The organism is Sphingobium sp. 3R8, assembly GCF_020166615.1.
Lineage (GTDB): Bacteria > Pseudomonadota > Alphaproteobacteria > Sphingomonadales > Sphingomonadaceae > Sphingobium > Sphingobium bisphenolicum.
The window spans coordinates 57,607-73,436 of sequence record NZ_JAIQXR010000008.1; the positions used below are offsets into that span (position 1 = coordinate 57,607).

Here is a 15,830-nt window from a genome sequence, read left to right on the forward strand (position 1 = left end):
GCCCCGGAAAAATTCTGAGCCCGGAACGCGTCGGGGGGGGGGAAGCGATCCGGGCTCATATTTTTTGGATAGCAAGAGCGGGGGGCAAAAGATTTGCTATCCGGAATGTAGAACCCGCCATCGCGCAAATCGGTTCCCGTTCGGCGCCGAAAAAAGCATTTTTTAATATGCTTTTTTCCAGTCACTTCGATGATCACCGGATCGTTAACCGCAAGAAAGTGGCGTTTCGGGCAAAAACATACGTCAAATGAGTGGGCGGCCGCTGTTGCGATATTCCGGCCGGATGGTGGATTCCGGCAGGCCGTCATCGGCGGGCTGGAGCGACGGTGCGGGCGTCCAGCCGGTGCGCGGCGCGGCCGGCGCCGGGGTCGGGGCGGGCGGCGTATAGGGTGTCGCCAGCATCTCGACCGGCTGCACCGGGCGCGCGGGCCAACTGGTGCGCGCCGGTCCCGAAATCGTCTCGCGCCCAAGATAAGGGTCCGAAAAGGCGGCGGCCGTGCCGTTGAAGCCGGGATTGCGATAGAAGATATGCGCGCCGATCACCGCCACGGCCTGCAGGCTGGAGGACCATAGGGGGCGTACCGCCAGCGTGTGATAATGGGTGGCGAGGCCAACGGGGGCATAGACCTTGCCCGCCAGTGCGTCTCCCGCCACGCGCCGCGCCCGGACCCAGGCGGCGGCGGCCGGCATCCGGGCCATCGCGCCGTCGCAACTGAATGTGAACTGGCATTTATAGTCGGTGCGTTCCGACCCCTGATAGACGACGCCGCAGACCGTATTGGGCCAGAGCGGGCTGCGCACGCGGTTCAGCACCACCTGCGCCACCGCGCGCTGGCCGTCATCGGGTTCGTTGGCGGCTTCATAATAGACGGCGGAGGTCAGGCAGTTGAGTGCGCGATAGCTGTCGAGGCCAGTGAGGCCGCGAAAGACCATGGCGGGCGCGGCCTTGGCTTCGTCCAGGCCCAGCACATGTTCGCTCTGCACCGTGGCGACGCCGGGCACCGGATCGAACGCGCCTTCGGCATAGAAAAAGGCGGAGCCGGGGAAGTTCGCGCCCGAATCTTCGGCCGGATCGGCCAGCGACCGGCTCTGTTCGCCATCCAGCATGTCGAGCGGCGCGGCGGTGATCAGGCGCGGCGCGACGAGCAGCAGCAGCGCGATCAGGGCGATCGCGCCATGGCCCTTCCACCCCTGCAACTGCGCAAGAAAACCCATGCCAAGCCCTAGTCGTCGCGCGACCCCATGTCGCCCAACGCGCCCTTAGCCCAATTTTCTTTTCCTTTCCTCTATGCATTTGGCCTGTGCCGCGATGGGACGCCGGAGGGTGAAAAGATTAACCGGGCAAAGATTGACGGGGCGATGAAATGGCCGCTTTCGCGTCGGCATCATTCCCTTGCTTGGCAAAGTCGCGCCCGCTCCGCTATGCGGGTGTCATGCTGCTTCAACCCAATAGTCTCGCATTGATCGGCAACACGCCGATGGTGCGCCTCGCCGGCCCTTCGCAAGAGACGGGCTGCGACATTTTCGCCAAGTGCGAATTCGCCAATCCCGGTGCCTCGGTCAAGGACCGGGCGGCGCTGTTCATCGTCAACGATGCCGAGGCAAAGGGGCTGCTCCAGCCCGGTGGCACCATCGTCGAGGGGACGGCGGGCAATACCGGCATCGGCCTGGCGCTGGTCGCCAATGCGAAGGGCTACAAGACGATCATCGTCATGCCCGAAACCCAGAGCCGCGAGAAGATGGACACGCTGCGCGCGCTCGGTGCGGAGCTGGTCACGGTGCCGGCCGCCCCCTATTCCAACCCCGGCCATTTCGTCCATACGTCCCGCCGACTGGCCGAAGAGACGGAAGGGGCGATCTGGGCCAACCAGTTCGACAATATCGCCAACCGCAAGGCGCATATCGTCGGCACGGCTGAGGAAATCTGGACCCAGATGGACGGCCGGATTGACGGCTTCACCTGCGCGGCCGGCACCGGCGGCACGATCGCGGGCGTGGGCCTGGGCCTGAAAGCCAAGGATGAGGCGATCACCATCGCGCTCAGCGATCCGCATGGCGCCGCGCTCTACAGCTATTATGCGACGGGCGAATTGAAGTCCGAAGGGTCGTCGGTGGCCGAGGGGATCGGCCAGGGGCGGATTACCGCCAATCTGGAAGGTGCGCCGATCGACACGCAGTTCCGCATTTCCGACGCGGACGGCATGGAGTGGGTGCGCCGCCTGCTGAGCGAGGAAGGGCTGTGCCTGGGCCTGTCTTCGGGCATCAACGTCGCGGGCGCGGTGGCGCTCGCGCGGGAGCTGGGGCCGGGCAAGCGGATTGCGACCATCCTGTGCGACACCGGCTTCCGCTATCTGTCGACCCTCTACAACCGGCAGTGGCTGGAATCTAAGGGCTTGACGGTATTCCCCTGGCTCGCGCAGACTGCATGACCGCCGACACGGGTCGCGGCGAAGAGGTCCAGAGCGTCACCATGGCTGAAACGCCCCGCCGACAGGAAGGGTTACAGCGCGTCCAGATCGGCCTGACCGGTCTGGCGGGTGTGGTGCTGCTGGTGGGCCTGGCCAATATCGTCATCGAAAAGGCGCGGATGGACGATGCCGCGCTGCCGCCGCCGGTGGTGCCGACGCTCAGCACGAACGGCAATGCCGTGTCGCCGCGCGATCCGCTGGCCGAGCTGGGCGTGCAGCCCGCGCCGGAACAGGCGCCGATCGTGCCCGACCTTCAGCCCGATCCCAATATCCGCAAGCCCATGGACCGCGACCCCGCGCAGCAGCAGCGCTGAGCGATGCAGCCGGGCCGGGATCGCCGCCGATGATGGCGGGGCTGAAACGATTCCTGTGGCTTTGGCTGCCGCCGCTGGCGATTGTCCTGATCGGCCTTTGGCGCGCCTGGCTGACCGGGCAGACCGATCCTTGGGACTGGGGCCTGCCGATGGCGTTGCTGCTGGCGGGCGCGGGCCTGCTGCTGGCGCGGCGCGGCCCGGCGATGCTGACCTGGGTGGGGATGGGTGGCGTCGGGATGGCGCTGCTCTTCTGCACGGTGGCCGCAGGACGCGCGCCGGATGACATGGCGGCGCTGGGATTGCTGGCCGTGGCGCTGCTGGCCGTTTTTGGCGGGGCGACGCTGCGCCACTTCCCGTTCGCTTCGAGCGAAGGCGAGAAGCCTGGCGCGAACACGTCTCGACTGGGCTCGAAGCGAACGGGCCTGGGCATGATTTTCCTCGTCCTGGCGGCGCTGCTCCTCTGGCGCGGTCCCGCTCAACCGTTGCAGCCCGTACCGGATCGTCCAAGGCTAGCCGTCATCGCTGGCTTGCCGCTCTTCTGGAACGAGGCGGGGCCACAGGACGCGCCCATCGTCAAGCTCCTGCGCACCCGCTTCACCGTGATCCCGATCGACGATCCGGTTCAGCTCAGGGCATCGGGCGCACGGCGACTCCTGCTGGCCCAGCCGCGCGCGCTGACGCCCGCGCAACTGGTCGCGATCGACAAATGGGTGGGGGTGGGCGGCACGGCGCTGGTGCTGGCCGATCCGCTACTGCGCTGGCCGTCCGACCTGCCGCTGGGCGATCGCCGCCGCGCACCGTCCGCCAGCCTGCTGGGCGCGCTGCTCGACCATTGGGGGTTCGCGCCGCCGGGCGTAGTGGATCAGGCGGAAATCCGGCATTTCCTGCCCGACGGCCCGCTCATCACCCTGTCGGGCGCCGGGCGGTCGGGAGACGCCCTGATGCAGCGCAAGCGCATCGGCAAGGGCGCGGTGCTGCTGCTGGGCGACGCCGATCCGCTCGACGACCGGCTGTGGCTCGCCGATCCCGCCGATCCGCTCGACCCGCGCCATTGGGTGGCCGACACGCCCGCCCTTGTCGTTCAGTGGCTGGGTGGGGCGTCCATTCCCGGCGACCGGCGCTGGATGCGGGAGGCGCAGGACGTCACCCGCGCGATCCGCTGGGCGCTCCTGGCTGGGACGATATGGGCGATAGTGGGCGCGATCCTGCTCCGCCTAGAAAGGCGGGGTCCGGCCCCCGGAACAAAAGGAGAAGATGGCAGCGGGAAAGATAACAATTCCAGTTAGTCCCGTATTTCACCGTCTTTTCCCATCACTACCCATGCTTTCCCATTGCAGTCGCCCCCTATGCTTGATAGGTAAATCGGCATTGGGGTTCGTCAGGCTTTGCGTTGTCCTGTGCGCTGGATGGTGTTCTCATGATTCCGGCGACAGGCGGCCTGCGCCCCGAATAAAAGGGGTCGGTTGCCAGCGTGTCGGACGTCATTCTCTATTCGGGCAACGCATTCAGCGTCGCGGACGGCAAGGGCCGTTTCGTGCTGCCCCTGGAGATGCGCAAGCTGGTCACCCAGGCCAGCGGCGGCCAGAACCGCCTGTGCCTGTCGATCCATATGGACAATGGCTGCGCCACTGGCTTTGGCCTGTCCCACAAGCAGTTTCTGTTCGACGAGGTCGAAAAGCTGGAACGTCAGGCCTATGAGGCCGGGCGCGATTTCAACGCCGATCTGGAACGCGAAAACCGCCTCGGCACGATCGAGGACGTCAATTTCGACGATGCCGGCCGTTTCTTCCTGCACCCTGATATCAAGGATGAAGCCGGCATCACCGACGCGATCTTCTTCTATGGCGTGGGTCGCTATTTCCAGGTCTGGAAGCCCGAAGCGCTGGTCGAAAGCCCCGATCGCCCGGCTTTGATCCGCAACAAGGTGCGGCGCTGGATCGACGCGCGTGCGGAAGGGGCGGCCAGATGAGCGACGCGCCCCACATCCCCGTCCTGATCGACGAAGTGCTGGACGCCCTCGCCATCGCCCCCGGCGAGATCCATGTCGACGGCACCTTCGGCGCGGGCGGCTACAGCAGCGCCATGGCCCGTGCCGGCGCGCAGGTCTTTGCCTTCGATCGCGACCCCGATGCGATCCGCGAAGGGCAGGCGGTCGCCGACGCCCATGGCATCACGCTAATCGCGGGCGAATTTTCGCGCATGGCGGAATTGCTGGCGGAGCGCGGCATCGACAAGGTGTCTGGCATCACGCTCGACATCGGCGTGTCGTCGATGCAGCTCGACCGCGCCGAGCGGGGCTTTTCCTTTCAGTCGGACGGCCCGCTCAGCATGACGATGAGTCAGGACGGCATGAGCGCCGCCGATTTCCTCAACAGCGCGTCGGAAGAGGATATCGCCAACGTCATCTATCGCTATGGCGACGAGCCGCGGTCGCGCCGGGTCGCCCATGCGATCGTCGATGCGCGCCCGCTGGAGCGCACCGGCCAGCTTGCGGCCGTGGTCCGCCGCGCGCTGGGGCACAAGCCGCATGACAAGAAAGACCCGGCCACCCGCACCTTCCAGGCGATCCGCATCCATGTGAACCGCGAACTGGAAGAGCTGGAACTGGCACTCGACGCGGCCGAGGAACTGCTGGAGGAGGGCGGCCGCCTCGCGATCGTCACCTTCCACAGTCTGGAAGATCGAATCGTCAAGCAGTTCCTGCGCAAGCGCAGCGGCGGCGAGGGGGCGGGGTCCAGACATCTGCCCGAACGCGCGGCCGGGCCGCAGCCGACCTTCGCCAAGCCGGCCAAGGCGGTGCGTCCGGGTGACGCGGAGCTGGTGCGCAACCCCCGCGCCCGATCGGCCACCCTGCGTGCCGCCGTCCGTACATCCGCCCCCGTTTCCTCGTCTCCCCGGAGTGCCCGCTCATGATCGCCGTCAAGAGGTTGCAGAGCCTGATCTGGGTGATCCTGGTCGCACTGGGCGCGCTGGGCGCCTACATGGTGTCGCTCAAGGTCGCGACCGAGCGCAACGAGTTGATGAAGGTGCGTGCGCAGATTGCGGGGGCGAAGGGCGACATTCGCTATCTGGAAACGGAATTCAGCGCGCGCGCCTCGATGCGCCAGCTCGAAAGCTGGAACCAGCATGACTTCATGTATGCGACGCCCAGCGCGCAGCAATATCTGGGCGGCGAGCGGGCGCTGGCGCATCTGGACGGCGTCCAGCCCAATGGTCCCGACTATGTCGCGCCGCCGGTGATGGTGGCGATGGTCCAGACCGCCGCCGACCTGCCGTCCGCGCCGCAAAAGGCGCCCGAAAGCCCGGCTGCGACCCAGATTCGCAGCGATATCGCCGTGATCCGGGAGGCCCATGCCGCCGATGCCGTCGACAAGCTGCCCAAGCCTGCGCCCCGCACCCCGGCGCAGCAGGCCAAGGTTGACGCCGATGTGACCAAGCCCAATCCGATCGCGCGCAAGGCGGAGCGGATGGCGATGCTCGACGCCAAGCTGCTGGACGACAGCACGCTGGGCGATCTCAGCGCCAAGGCGGCGCGCGAGAAGCGCAGGGAGGCGCGCTGATGGCCACAATCATTGTCCAGCCAGGCGGGGAACGGGCGGGGCGGCAGCGGGTCAACCTGACCGCCATCGCCCACAACCGGCTGATGCTGCTGCTGATCCTGTTCCTGGCTATCACCTCCATCCTGATCGGCCGACTCGCCTGGGTCGGCATTTTTGCGCATGGGGCGACGGGCGACGGCAGTCTGTCCGCCTTCCTGCCTGCACGCGCCGACATCGTCGATCGCAACGGCGTGCCGCTGGCGCGCACCATGGACGCCTATTCGGTGGCGGTCCGCCCGTCCAAGCTGATCGGCGAGCCGGCCGAACTGGCGCGCAAGCTGCACGAAATCTTTCCCGATGAACCCGAGGCGGCCTTCTACAAGAAGCTGCGTGGGCGCGGCTGGGCCTATCTGCGCCGCCGCGCGCTGCCCGAACAGGTGGCCGCAGTGAACGCGCTGGGCGAGATCGGCATCGAATTTCCGCGGGAGAAGGAGCGGCTCTATCCGCAGCGCACGCTCGCGGCGCATGTGCTGGGCTTCGCGCCCAATGCCGATGGCGTGGGCGGCATGGGGGTGGAGGCCGCGTTCAACGACCGGCTGACCGACGCCGCGCAGCGCGGCAAGCCCTTCGCCGTGTCGATCGACAGCCGGGTGCAGGGCGCGCTGGAAAGCGAACTCTATGCGCAATTGGTACAGACGCGGGCCAAGGGCGCGGGCGGCATCATCATGGACGCCAATACCGGCGAGATCATCGCCATGGCGTCGATCCCCGTCTTCGATCCCAACAAGCTGCAAAATTATGCGGGCAAGACGTGCAGCGAATCGCCGCTCTGCAACCATATGGTGCAGGCGCGCTACGAACTGGGTTCCTCGTTCAAGCCGCTGTCGATCGCCGCAGCGATGGACGCGGGCGTGGTGACGTCGATGAGCAAGCGGTACGACGCCACCGCGCCGCTTGCGGTCGCGGGCTTTCGCATCAAGGACGACCATGCGATGGGCCGCTGGATCAACGTGCCGGAAATCCTGGTTCACAGTTCCAATATCGGCACGGCACGGATCGCCGACGAAATGGGCGCGGCGCCGCTCCAGAAGATGTTCCGCAGCCTGGACTTCGACCAGCGCGCGCCGATCGAGTTCAACGAGCGCGCCAAGGGCATCTGGCCGTCAAGCTGGGGCCGGATCACCAGCATGACGACGGCCTATGGCCATGGCATTGCGGTCACGCCACTGCATCTGGCGGCCGCCTATGCCGCTTTGGTCAATGGCGGCATCTGGCGCCCCGCGACCGTGCGCAAGCTCAGCCCCGACGAAGTGCCGGAGGGACGCCGCGTCTTTTCCGCCGCCACCAGCGCGCGGATGCGGCAACTGTTGCGGATGATCGTGTCGGCGGGTACAGGACGAAGCGCCGACGCCAAGGGATTCCGGGTGGGCGGCAAGACGGGTTCCGCCGAAAAGCCTCAAGAGGGGCGCTATAACAAGACTTCGCTGGTGACGACTTTCGCTTCTGCCTTCCCGATGGACAATCCCCGCTATGTCGTCGTCGCGATCATGGACGAGGCGACGGGGCAATATGGCCTGCGCACGGCGGCCTGGACCGCCGCGCCGGTGGTGAAGCGGGTGGTTGAGCGCACCGGTCCGATGCTGGGCGTATTGCCGGACGAGAGCCGCGACGTCGATATTTCCGACCTGATGCCGTTGCTGCACGGCGACAAGGAGAAAGAATGATGCGCCTTGGCTCGCTGGTCGACGGTCTGGACGCTGCGATATCGGGTGAGGCTGGCGCGGGTGCCGGCCTCGATTCGTCGGTGACCGGTTTCGCCATCGACAATCGCAAGGTCGCGCCCGGCACCGTCTTCGGCGCGTTCCAGGGGCTGCGCGTCAATGGCGAGGATTATATCGCCGACGCCGTAAAGGCGGGCGCCGTCGCCGTGGTCGCCCGGCCGGAGGCGAAGGTCGACGGCGCGATCCACATCGCCCACGCCAATCCCCGCCGCCTGCTGGCGCTGATGGCGGCGCGCTATTTCGCGCCGTTCCCGGACGTAACCGTCGCCGTCACCGGCACAAACGGCAAGACCAGCACGGTCGAGCTCGCGCGCCAGCTATGGCGGATGATGGGGCATAAGTCCGCATCGATCGGCACGCTGGGCGTCACCACCGCGGTCGATCAGGTGTCGACCGGCCTTACCACGCCGGACATCGTCACCTTCCTCGCCAATATGTCGGGCCTGCGCCGCGAGGGCATCACCCATGCCGCGTTCGAGGCGTCTAGCCATGGGCTGGACCAGTATCGCACAGAAGGGCTGCCGGTAATGGCGGGGGCCTTCACCAACCTGTCGCGCGACCATCTCGACTATCATGGCGACATGGATCGCTATTTCGACGCCAAGATGCGGCTGTTCGATGAAGTCGTTTCGGCGGATGGCGCGGCGGTCGTCTGGGCGGACGATGGCTGGTCGGACAAGGTCATCGCGCGGGCTACGAAGCGGGGGCTTCGTGTGCTGAGCGTCGGGGTGCAGGGACAGGCGCTGCGCCTGGTCAACCGCACCCCGACCCAGTTGGGCCAGGCGCTGGAGATCGAAGCGGATGGCAAGATTTATAAGGTCAACCTGCCGCTGATCGGTGCTTATCAGGCCGCCAACGCCCTTACCGCTGCGGGCCTCATCATCGCGACCGGCGGAGACACGGCCAAGGTGCTGGAACTGCTCGGCCGGGTCCAGCCGGTGCGCGGACGCCTTGAACGCGCCGTCATCAGCAAGGCGGGGGCACCCGTCTATGTCGATTATGCCCATACGCCCGACGGGCTGAAGGCCGCGATCGAGGCGCTGCGCCCGCATACGCGCGGCAAGCTCATCACCCTGTTCGGCGCGGGCGGCGATCGTGATGCGGGCAAGCGCCCGTTGATGGGCAAGGTCGCGGCGGAACTGTCCGACCATGTCATCGTGACCGACGACAATCCACGCTCCGAAGAACCCTCCGCCATCCGCGCCGCCGTGCTGGCCGGCGCACCGGAGGCGCAGGAAATGGGCGGCCGCCGCGCCGCGATCGCCGCCGCGATCGCCATGGCCGGCGCGGACGACATCGTCCTGCTGGCGGGCAAGGGGCATGAGCAGGGCCAGATCATCGGCGACCGCGTGCTGCCCTTCGATGACGTCACCGTGGCGGGGGAGTGCGCGGGTTGATGCTTAACCCCCCTATATCCGAATCGAACCGGGGTTGGCGCTGATGCCAGACCTCTGGACCTCCACCGAAATCGCTGAGGCCACAGGCGGCGCCGCGTCGGCGCCGTTCGCCGTTTCGGGCGTCGCCTTCGACAGCCGCGAAGTCGGGCAGGGCGACCTGTTCGTCGCGATGAAGGGCGAGAAGACCGACGGCCACAGGTTCATCGACAAGGCGTTCGGGCAGGGTGCGGCAGGCGCGATCGTCAGCGAGCCGGTGGCGCACCCCCATATCCTGGTGCCCGACAGCGCCGCCGCGCTCGAAGCGCTGGGAAAAGCGTCGCGCAAGCGTATGGGCGGCAAGGTAATCGGCGTGACCGGATCGGTCGGCAAGACCGGCACCAAGGAAGCGTTGTTCCAGGCGCTCGATCGCGCCGCGCCGGGGCAGGTGCATCGCTCGGTCAAAAGCTACAATAATCATGTCGGCGTACCGCTCAGCCTCGCCCGGATGCCGCGCGGGTCGGCCCATGGCGTGTTCGAAATGGGCATGAACCATGCCGGCGAACTGTCCGCCCTGACGCGGCAGGTCCGCCCCCATGTCGCCATCGTCACCGCGATCGCGCCGGCCCATATCGAATTTTTCGGCACGGAGGCGAAGATCGCCGAGGCCAAGGCGGAGATTTTCGAGGGGCTGCAACCCGGCGGCACCGCGATCATCCCCTATGACAGCCCGCATGTCGCGCTGCTCTACAACAAGGCGGAACGCCACGCGGCGCGCATCCTGACCTTCGGCGCCAGCCCGCAGGCCGACATCTGCGCGCGCGAAGCCGTGCCGGCGCCGGGCGGCGGTACGCTGGTCACCGCAACCCTGCCCGACGCGGAGCTGTGCTTCACCGTCGCCGCGCCGGGCGACCATTGGGTGTCGAACGCGCTGGCGGTGCTGGCGGCGGTCGATGCGGTGGGCGGCGATCTGGCCGCAGCGGGCCTGGCGCTCGCCGAAATGCCGGGTCTGCCGGGCCGGGGCGAGCGGCGCATCCTGCCGGTCGCGGGCGGCGAAGCGCTGCTGATCGACGAAAGCTACAACGCCAATCCGCTGTCCATGACCGCGACGCTCACGCAACTGGGCCGCGAAAAGGCCGACCGGCGTATCGCCATATTGGGCGGCATGCGCGAGCTGGGCGACCGCAGCGTGGAACTCCATGCCGGCCTTGCCGAACCGCTCGGTACGGGCCGGGTCGATTATGCGATATTGGTCGGCGCGGAAATGGCGCCGCTGGCCGATCTGCTCGACGGCATCATTCCCTATGCGCATGTCGCCGATACGGCGGCGGCCATTCCCCTCATCCAAAGCGAAATACGCGCGGGCGACGCGATACTGGTCAAAGGCTCGAACGGTGTGGGCTTGTCCCGCCTGGTCGCCGCCATGGCCAACAGCGCCCGTGACGGAGATAGGAACTAATGCTCTACTGGCTGGCCGAAACGCTCGATTTCGCGGGGGTGTTCAACCTCATCCGCTACCTGTCCTTCCGTGCGGGCGCGGCGATCTTCACCGCGTTGCTGATCGGCCTGGTCATTGGCCCGAAATTCATCGGCTGGCTGCGCGTCCGCCAGGGCAAGGGCCAGCCGATCCGCGACGACGGCCCCCAGACCCACCTCGCCAAGCGCGGCACGCCCACCATGGGCGGCCTGATGATCCTGACCTCGATGGTCATTTCGGTGCTGCTGTGGATGGACCTGTCCTCCACCTATGTCTGGGCCTGCCTGTTCGTGACCCTGGGCTTCGGCGCGATCGGCTTCCTCGACGATTATGACAAGGTGACCAAGGCCAGCCACAAGGGGCTGTCGGGGAAGATGCGGCTGCTGTTCGAATTCCTTATCGCGGGCTTCGCCGCCTGGATGATCGTCAACCAGCATGGCAATACCGCGCTCTACGTGCCCTTCTACAATGGCCCGGCGATCGAGCTGGGGCCATTTTACTTCTGCTTCGCCGCCTTCGTCATCGTCGCCTTCGGCAATGCGGTGAACCTGACCGATGGCCTCGACGGCCTCGCCACCATGCCGGTCATCATCGCCAGCCTTGCCTTCATGCTGATCGTCTATCTGGTCGGTCGGGCCGACTTCGCCGCCTATCTGGGCATCCCGCACGTGCCGGGCGCGGGGAACCTGACCATATTGTGCGGGGCGATCATCGGGTCGGGCCTCGCCTTCCTCTGGTTCAACGCGCCGCCCGCCGCGGTGTTCATGGGCGACACGGGGTCGCTGGCGCTGGGCGGAACTATCGGGGTGATCGCGGTCACCGCCCATCATGAGATCGTGCTGGGCATTATCGGCGGCCTCTTCGTCGTGGAGGCGCTGTCGGTCATCATCCAGGTCTTCTTCTACAAGCGCACCGGCAAGCGCGTGTTCAAGATGGCGCCGATCCACCATCATTTCGAGCAACTGGGCTGGGCCGAGCCGACCGTGGTGATCCGTTTCTGGATCATCGCCTTCGTGCTGGCGCTCGCCGGTCTCGCCACCCTGAAGCTGAGGTGAAGGGATGATCGTTTCGGAGGCATTTGCGGGCAAGCGTTACGCCGTGCTGGGTCTGGCGCGGTCGGGCCTGGCGACGGTCGAGACGCTGGTCGCCAGCGGCGCGCGTGTCGTGGCGTGGGACAGTCGGGAAGAAGCGCGCGCTCTGGTCGAGGGCAAGGCGGAACTGGGCGACCCGATGGAGATCGACCTCAGCGGCTTTGACGGCATCGTCGTGTCGCCGGGCGTGCCATTGAACCGCCACCCCATCGCGATGCGTGCGAAGATTGCTGGCGTCCCGATCATCGGCGACATCGAACTGTTCGCGCTCGCCCGTCCGACGTTGCCGCCGCACAAGGTCGTCGGCATCACCGGCACCAACGGCAAGTCGACCACCACGGCGCTGATCCATCACATCATCGAGCAGGCGGCTTTCCCCACGGTGATGGGCGGCAATATCGGCCTGCCGATCCTGAGCCAGCCGCCGCTGGAACCCAATTTGCATGGGGTGGGCGTCTATGTGCTGGAACTGTCCAGCTACCAGATCGACCTGACCCGCAGCCTCGATTGCGACGTCGCGGTGCTGCTCAACATCACGCCGGATCATCTCGATCGCTATGATGGGTTCGAAGGCTATGTCGCGTCGAAGGCACGGCTGTTTGCGATGCAGTCGGCAGAATACGACGCTGTTTTTGCCGCAGACGATGCATCGACGCGTGAAATCGCTGAGAAGGAATGGCGTCGTCGAGGTGATAAGCCCAAATGGCATATCGTCCATGCGGCCGATATCGACCCTGCCACCCAGCTTGGCTGGCCCGCCCTGCAAGGCCCGCACAACGCGCAAAATGCAGCTGTCGCGATGGCGGTATCAAAAGCGCTGCGCATAGACGAACCCACCATCGACAACGCCCTCGTCAGCTACGCCTCGCTCCCGCACCGGATGCAGGCGGTGGGCACCCATAACGGCGTCCTCTACGTCAACGACAGCAAGGCGACCAACGCCGCCTCCACCGCGCCCGCGCTCGCCGCCTGGCCGGCAAAGGACGGCAAGCCCCGTATCCACTGGATCCTGGGCGGCGTCGCCAAATCCGACAATCTGGACGAATGCGTCCCCCATTTCGGCAATGTCGCCCACGCCTATACCATCGGTGAAGCGGGGCATATGTTCGCCGATCTGCTGCGCCCCGCTATGGCGGTGGACGACAGTGAAATGCTAAGCGCCGCCGTCCGCCGCGCGGCGCGCATCGCGCAGCCGGGGGATGTGGTGCTATTGTCGCCCGCCTGCGCCAGTTTCGACCAGTTTCGCGATTTCGAAGCGCGCGGCGATGCCTTCGCTGCCGCCGTCGCGGCGTTGGGATCGACGGGCGATTAAGCCAGCATAGCCGGGGGGCGAGACGATGGGCAGGGAAGGGACGACACGGATGTTCAAGGCTGGCGAACTGGTGAAGGGTTTCCGCACCCGCACCGTGCCGCGCGAACGGACGGCGCTTGCCATCTGGTTCTGGGAGATCGACCGCGTCCTGCTGTCGCTGATCGTCACCTTGATGGCGATCGGGCTGGTCGCGGTCGCGGCCGCGTCCCCCGTCGCGGCGATCGACCGGTCGACGGCGTCGGTGGCGGTCAATCCGCTCATCTATTTCTACCGTCAATTGATGTGGGTCTTCATCGGCCTGCCGATCATGCTGGTCATCTCGATGCTCCCCCGGCCGCAGGCGCGGCGGCTGGCGATATTCGGCTGCGCCTTCTTCTTCGTCATGCTGCTGTGCGTGCCGATATTGGGATCGACGGTGAACGGCGCGAAGCGCTGGATCGACCTGCCCGGCTTCCGCTTCCAGCCGTCCGAGTTCCTCAAGCCCGTCTTCGTCGTGGCGCTGGCCTGGCTGCTGTCGCTGCGGACCAAGGATATGAGCCTGCCGGTCGTGCCGCTGAGCTTCTGTGTCACCGGCCTGATCGCCATCATCCTGATGCGCCAGCCTGATTTCGGCCAGACCGTCATCTTCGCCGCCTGCCTTGGCGTGTTGCTGCTGCTGTCGGGCGTGTCGATGCGCTTCATCGGCGCGATGGGCGGGGTGGCGCTGGTCGGGTTGATCGCGGTCTATATGTTCTATGAAAATGGCCGCCAGCGCGTGAACGACTTCCTGGGCATCGGTGTCCAGCTCGACGCCGGCCCGGACCAGACCGATCTTGCCTTCCGCACCATTTCCCATGGCGGCTTCACCGGTGTCGGGCCGGGTGGGGGCCAGAACAAGTTCCGCCTGCCCGAAGCGCATACCGATTACATCTTCTCGGTCATCGGCGAAGAGTTCGGCCTGCTCGCCTGCATCGCCATCGCCTGCGTCTATCTCGCTATCGTGGTGCGCGTGCTGTTGCGCCTGCTGGACGAGGAAGATGTGTTCACCATCCTCGCCGCTGCGGGGCTCACCACCCAGTTCGGGTTGCAGGCGATCATCAATATGGGCGTCAATGCGCAGATATTTCCGTCAAAGGGTATGACGCTGCCCTTTATCAGCTATGGCGGCTCCTCTATGCTGGCGCTCTGCATCGGGGTCGGCCTGCTGCTCGCCTTTACCCGGCGCAATCCCTTCATGGGCCGGCATACCGTCGTCAAATGGAGTGGTCGATGAGCATTTCCCGTCACTTCGTCCTCGCCGCCGGCGGGACGGGGGGCCATATGATTCCAGCGCACGCCGTCGCCGAAGAGCTGATGGCGCGGGGCCATCATGTCGCGCTCGTCACCGATGAGCGCGGCGCGAAAATCCCCGGCATTTTCGATCACGCGCCGGACAATCGGGCGCAGGTCCATGTCATGCCCGCGGGACGCATGACCAAGAATCCGTCGAGCTGGCCGGGCGCCCTGAAGGCGATCCTGGCAGGCCGCGCCATGGCCCGCCGTTTGAACGAAACCTTCCGCCCCACCGCCGTCGTCGGCTTCGGCGGCTATCCTGCCATGCCCGCGCTGCTGGGCGCATTGGCGGATGGCATCCCGACCGCCATTCATGAACAGAATGCTGTGCTGGGCCGGGTCAATCGCCTGCTCGCCGGGCGCGTCGACGCCATCGCCACCGCCTATCCGGACGTGGAGCGTCTGAAGAGCGCCTATGCGGGCAAGGTTCACCTGATCGGCAATCCGGTGCGCGAGGAAGTGAAGCAGTTGCGCGAGGAGGATTTCCCCGCGCTGACCGACGAAAGCGTGTTTCGCGTGCTGGTGATCGGCGGCAGCCAGGGTGCCTCCATCCTCTCCAGCGTCGTGCCCGAAGGCCTGTCGATGCTGCCGGTGGCGCTCCGCCGCCGGTTGCAGGTGACCCAGCAATGCCGTGCCGAGGATATCGATCGCGTGCGCAAGACCTATGCGGAGATGGAAATCCCCGCTGACCTCGCCACCTATTTCAACGACGTGCCCGAAAAGCTGGGCTGGTCGCATCTGGTGATCGCGCGCGCGGGTGCCTCGACGCTGGCCGAACTCACCTGCGCCGGGCGTCCGGCGATCCTGATCCCGCTGCCCAGCGCGATGGACGATCACCAGACCGCCAATGCCAGGGAAATGACCGAGGCGGGTGGCGCGCGCACGATACCGCAGGCCCGCTTCACCGCGGTCGAACTGGCCAAGCAGATGCAGAAAATGGCGCTGGAACCCGGCGCGCTGCTGAACGCGGCCAAGCGCGCGCGCGGCTGCGGCCGCCCCCATGCGGCGCGCGACATGGCCGACCTGCTCGAAAGCATCGGCACTGCGCCGATCATGAACGATCCGGTGCGGGTCGGGCCGACGCCCACTACGCTCAATTTGCAGGGTGTCCCGGCGTGACCGGCCTTTTCCTTCGTCATCCCAGCTTCCGCCGGGATAACCGTA

At 66.3% G+C, this 15,830-nt stretch carries 14 protein-coding genes; 13 read left to right on the forward strand and 1 reads right to left on the reverse strand.

Going from position 1 to position 15,830, the window contains the following annotated elements; translation table 11 throughout:
* Nucleotides 1-243: 243 nt before the first annotated feature.
* Nucleotides 244-1,215, reverse strand: coding sequence for a cell wall hydrolase (locus K9B33_RS09645; protein WP_224548381.1), 972 nt, complete (start codon nucleotides 1,213-1,215; stop codon nucleotides 244-246).
* 218 nt (nucleotides 1,216-1,433) lie between these two features.
* Here K9B33_RS09645 and K9B33_RS09650 point away from each other — a divergent pair, with 218 nt between their 5' ends.
* The 13 genes from K9B33_RS09650 to murG all read left to right on the forward strand — a co-directional run bounded on the left by K9B33_RS09650 (nucleotide 1,434) and on the right by murG (nucleotide 15,785).
* A complete protein-coding gene (locus tag K9B33_RS09650; protein ID WP_224548382.1) occupies nucleotides 1,434-2,429 on the forward strand; it encodes a cysteine synthase A in 996 nt (331 codons plus the stop codon).
* Between the two features lie 41 nt (nucleotides 2,430-2,470).
* Nucleotides 2,471-2,782 carry a hypothetical protein gene (locus K9B33_RS09655; RefSeq protein ID WP_315975815.1) on the forward strand — a complete coding sequence of 104 codons (312 nt, stop codon included), beginning with the start codon at nucleotides 2,471-2,473 and terminating at the stop codon, nucleotides 2,780-2,782.
* 29 nt (nucleotides 2,783-2,811) lie between these two features.
* The gene (locus tag K9B33_RS09660; protein ID WP_224548384.1) at nucleotides 2,812-4,068 is read left to right on the forward strand and encodes a GldG family protein; all 1,257 of its coding nucleotides are present in this window, start codon (nucleotides 2,812-2,814) and stop codon (nucleotides 4,066-4,068) included.
* A gap of 185 nt (nucleotides 4,069-4,253) precedes the next feature.
* Nucleotides 4,254-4,751, forward strand: coding sequence for a division/cell wall cluster transcriptional repressor MraZ (locus tag K9B33_RS09665; RefSeq protein WP_224548385.1), 498 nt, complete (start codon nucleotides 4,254-4,256; stop codon nucleotides 4,749-4,751).
* Nucleotides 4,748-5,695 carry a 16S rRNA (cytosine(1402)-N(4))-methyltransferase RsmH gene (gene rsmH, locus K9B33_RS09670; RefSeq protein ID WP_224548386.1) on the forward strand — a complete coding sequence of 316 codons (948 nt, stop codon included), beginning with the start codon at nucleotides 4,748-4,750 and terminating at the stop codon, nucleotides 5,693-5,695. The genes K9B33_RS09665 and rsmH overlap by 4 nt, the downstream gene beginning before the upstream one ends.
* Entirely contained in the window at nucleotides 5,692-6,342 is a 651-nt protein-coding gene (locus K9B33_RS09675; protein WP_224548387.1) for a colicin transporter, read from the forward strand. Before rsmH ends, K9B33_RS09675 begins: the two co-directional genes overlap by 4 nt.
* Nucleotides 6,342-8,045, forward strand: coding sequence for a peptidoglycan D,D-transpeptidase FtsI family protein (locus tag K9B33_RS09680; protein WP_224548388.1), 1,704 nt, complete (start codon nucleotides 6,342-6,344; stop codon nucleotides 8,043-8,045). The genes K9B33_RS09675 and K9B33_RS09680 overlap by 1 nt, the downstream gene beginning before the upstream one ends.
* Nucleotides 8,045-9,499, forward strand: coding sequence for a UDP-N-acetylmuramoyl-L-alanyl-D-glutamate--2,6-diaminopimelate ligase (locus K9B33_RS09685; protein WP_224548526.1), 1,455 nt, complete (start codon nucleotides 8,045-8,047; stop codon nucleotides 9,497-9,499). Before K9B33_RS09680 ends, K9B33_RS09685 begins: the two co-directional genes overlap by 1 nt.
* Before the next feature lie 43 nt (nucleotides 9,500-9,542).
* Nucleotides 9,543-10,934, forward strand: a complete 1,392-nt coding sequence (locus K9B33_RS09690) for a UDP-N-acetylmuramoyl-tripeptide--D-alanyl-D-alanine ligase (protein WP_224548390.1) — start codon at nucleotides 9,543-9,545, stop codon at nucleotides 10,932-10,934.
* The gene (gene mraY, locus K9B33_RS09695) at nucleotides 10,934-12,007 is read left to right on the forward strand and encodes a phospho-N-acetylmuramoyl-pentapeptide-transferase (RefSeq protein WP_224548392.1); all 1,074 of its coding nucleotides are present in this window, start codon (nucleotides 10,934-10,936) and stop codon (nucleotides 12,005-12,007) included. Before K9B33_RS09690 ends, mraY begins: the two co-directional genes overlap by 1 nt.
* A 4-nt stretch (nucleotides 12,008-12,011) precedes the next feature.
* Nucleotides 12,012-13,355: a UDP-N-acetylmuramoyl-L-alanine--D-glutamate ligase gene (gene murD, locus K9B33_RS09700; protein WP_224548394.1), complete on the forward strand. Its 1,344-nt coding sequence runs from the start codon at nucleotides 12,012-12,014 to the stop codon at nucleotides 13,353-13,355.
* A gap of 49 nt (nucleotides 13,356-13,404) precedes the next feature.
* Nucleotides 13,405-14,607 (forward strand): FtsW/RodA/SpoVE family cell cycle protein, encoded by a 1,203-nt coding sequence (locus K9B33_RS09705; protein WP_224548396.1) that lies wholly within the window; start codon nucleotides 13,405-13,407, stop codon nucleotides 14,605-14,607.
* Nucleotides 14,604-15,785, forward strand: a complete 1,182-nt coding sequence (gene murG, locus K9B33_RS09710; RefSeq protein ID WP_224548398.1) for an undecaprenyldiphospho-muramoylpentapeptide beta-N-acetylglucosaminyltransferase — start codon at nucleotides 14,604-14,606, stop codon at nucleotides 15,783-15,785. Before K9B33_RS09705 ends, murG begins: the two co-directional genes overlap by 4 nt.
* Nucleotides 15,786-15,830 lie beyond the last annotated feature (45 nt).

Coding starts and splice junctions, on each gene's coding strand:
- K9B33_RS09685 (WP_224548526.1), top strand. CDS start 8,045: ATGCGCCTTGGCTCGCTGGTCGACGGTCTGGACGCTGCGATATCGGGT.
- K9B33_RS09690 (WP_224548390.1), top strand. CDS start 9,543: ATGCCAGACCTCTGGACCTCCACCGAAATCGCTGAGGCCACAGGCGGC.
- K9B33_RS09645 (WP_224548381.1), bottom strand. CDS start 1,215: ATGGGTTTTCTTGCGCAGTTGCAGGGGTGGAAGGGCCATGGCGCGATC.
- K9B33_RS09650 (WP_224548382.1), top strand. CDS start 1,434: ATGCTGCTTCAACCCAATAGTCTCGCATTGATCGGCAACACGCCGATG.
- murD (WP_224548394.1), top strand. CDS start 12,012: ATGATCGTTTCGGAGGCATTTGCGGGCAAGCGTTACGCCGTGCTGGGT.
- K9B33_RS09660 (WP_224548384.1), top strand. CDS start 2,812: ATGATGGCGGGGCTGAAACGATTCCTGTGGCTTTGGCTGCCGCCGCTG.
- K9B33_RS09675 (WP_224548387.1), top strand. CDS start 5,692: ATGATCGCCGTCAAGAGGTTGCAGAGCCTGATCTGGGTGATCCTGGTC.
- K9B33_RS09705 (WP_224548396.1), top strand. CDS start 13,405: ATGTTCAAGGCTGGCGAACTGGTGAAGGGTTTCCGCACCCGCACCGTG.
- K9B33_RS09680 (WP_224548388.1), top strand. CDS start 6,342: ATGGCCACAATCATTGTCCAGCCAGGCGGGGAACGGGCGGGGCGGCAG.
- murG (WP_224548398.1), top strand. CDS start 14,604: ATGAGCATTTCCCGTCACTTCGTCCTCGCCGCCGGCGGGACGGGGGGC.
- rsmH (WP_224548386.1), top strand. CDS start 4,748: ATGAGCGACGCGCCCCACATCCCCGTCCTGATCGACGAAGTGCTGGAC.
- mraY (WP_224548392.1), top strand. CDS start 10,934: ATGCTCTACTGGCTGGCCGAAACGCTCGATTTCGCGGGGGTGTTCAAC.
- K9B33_RS09655 (WP_315975815.1), top strand. CDS start 2,471: ATGGCTGAAACGCCCCGCCGACAGGAAGGGTTACAGCGCGTCCAGATC.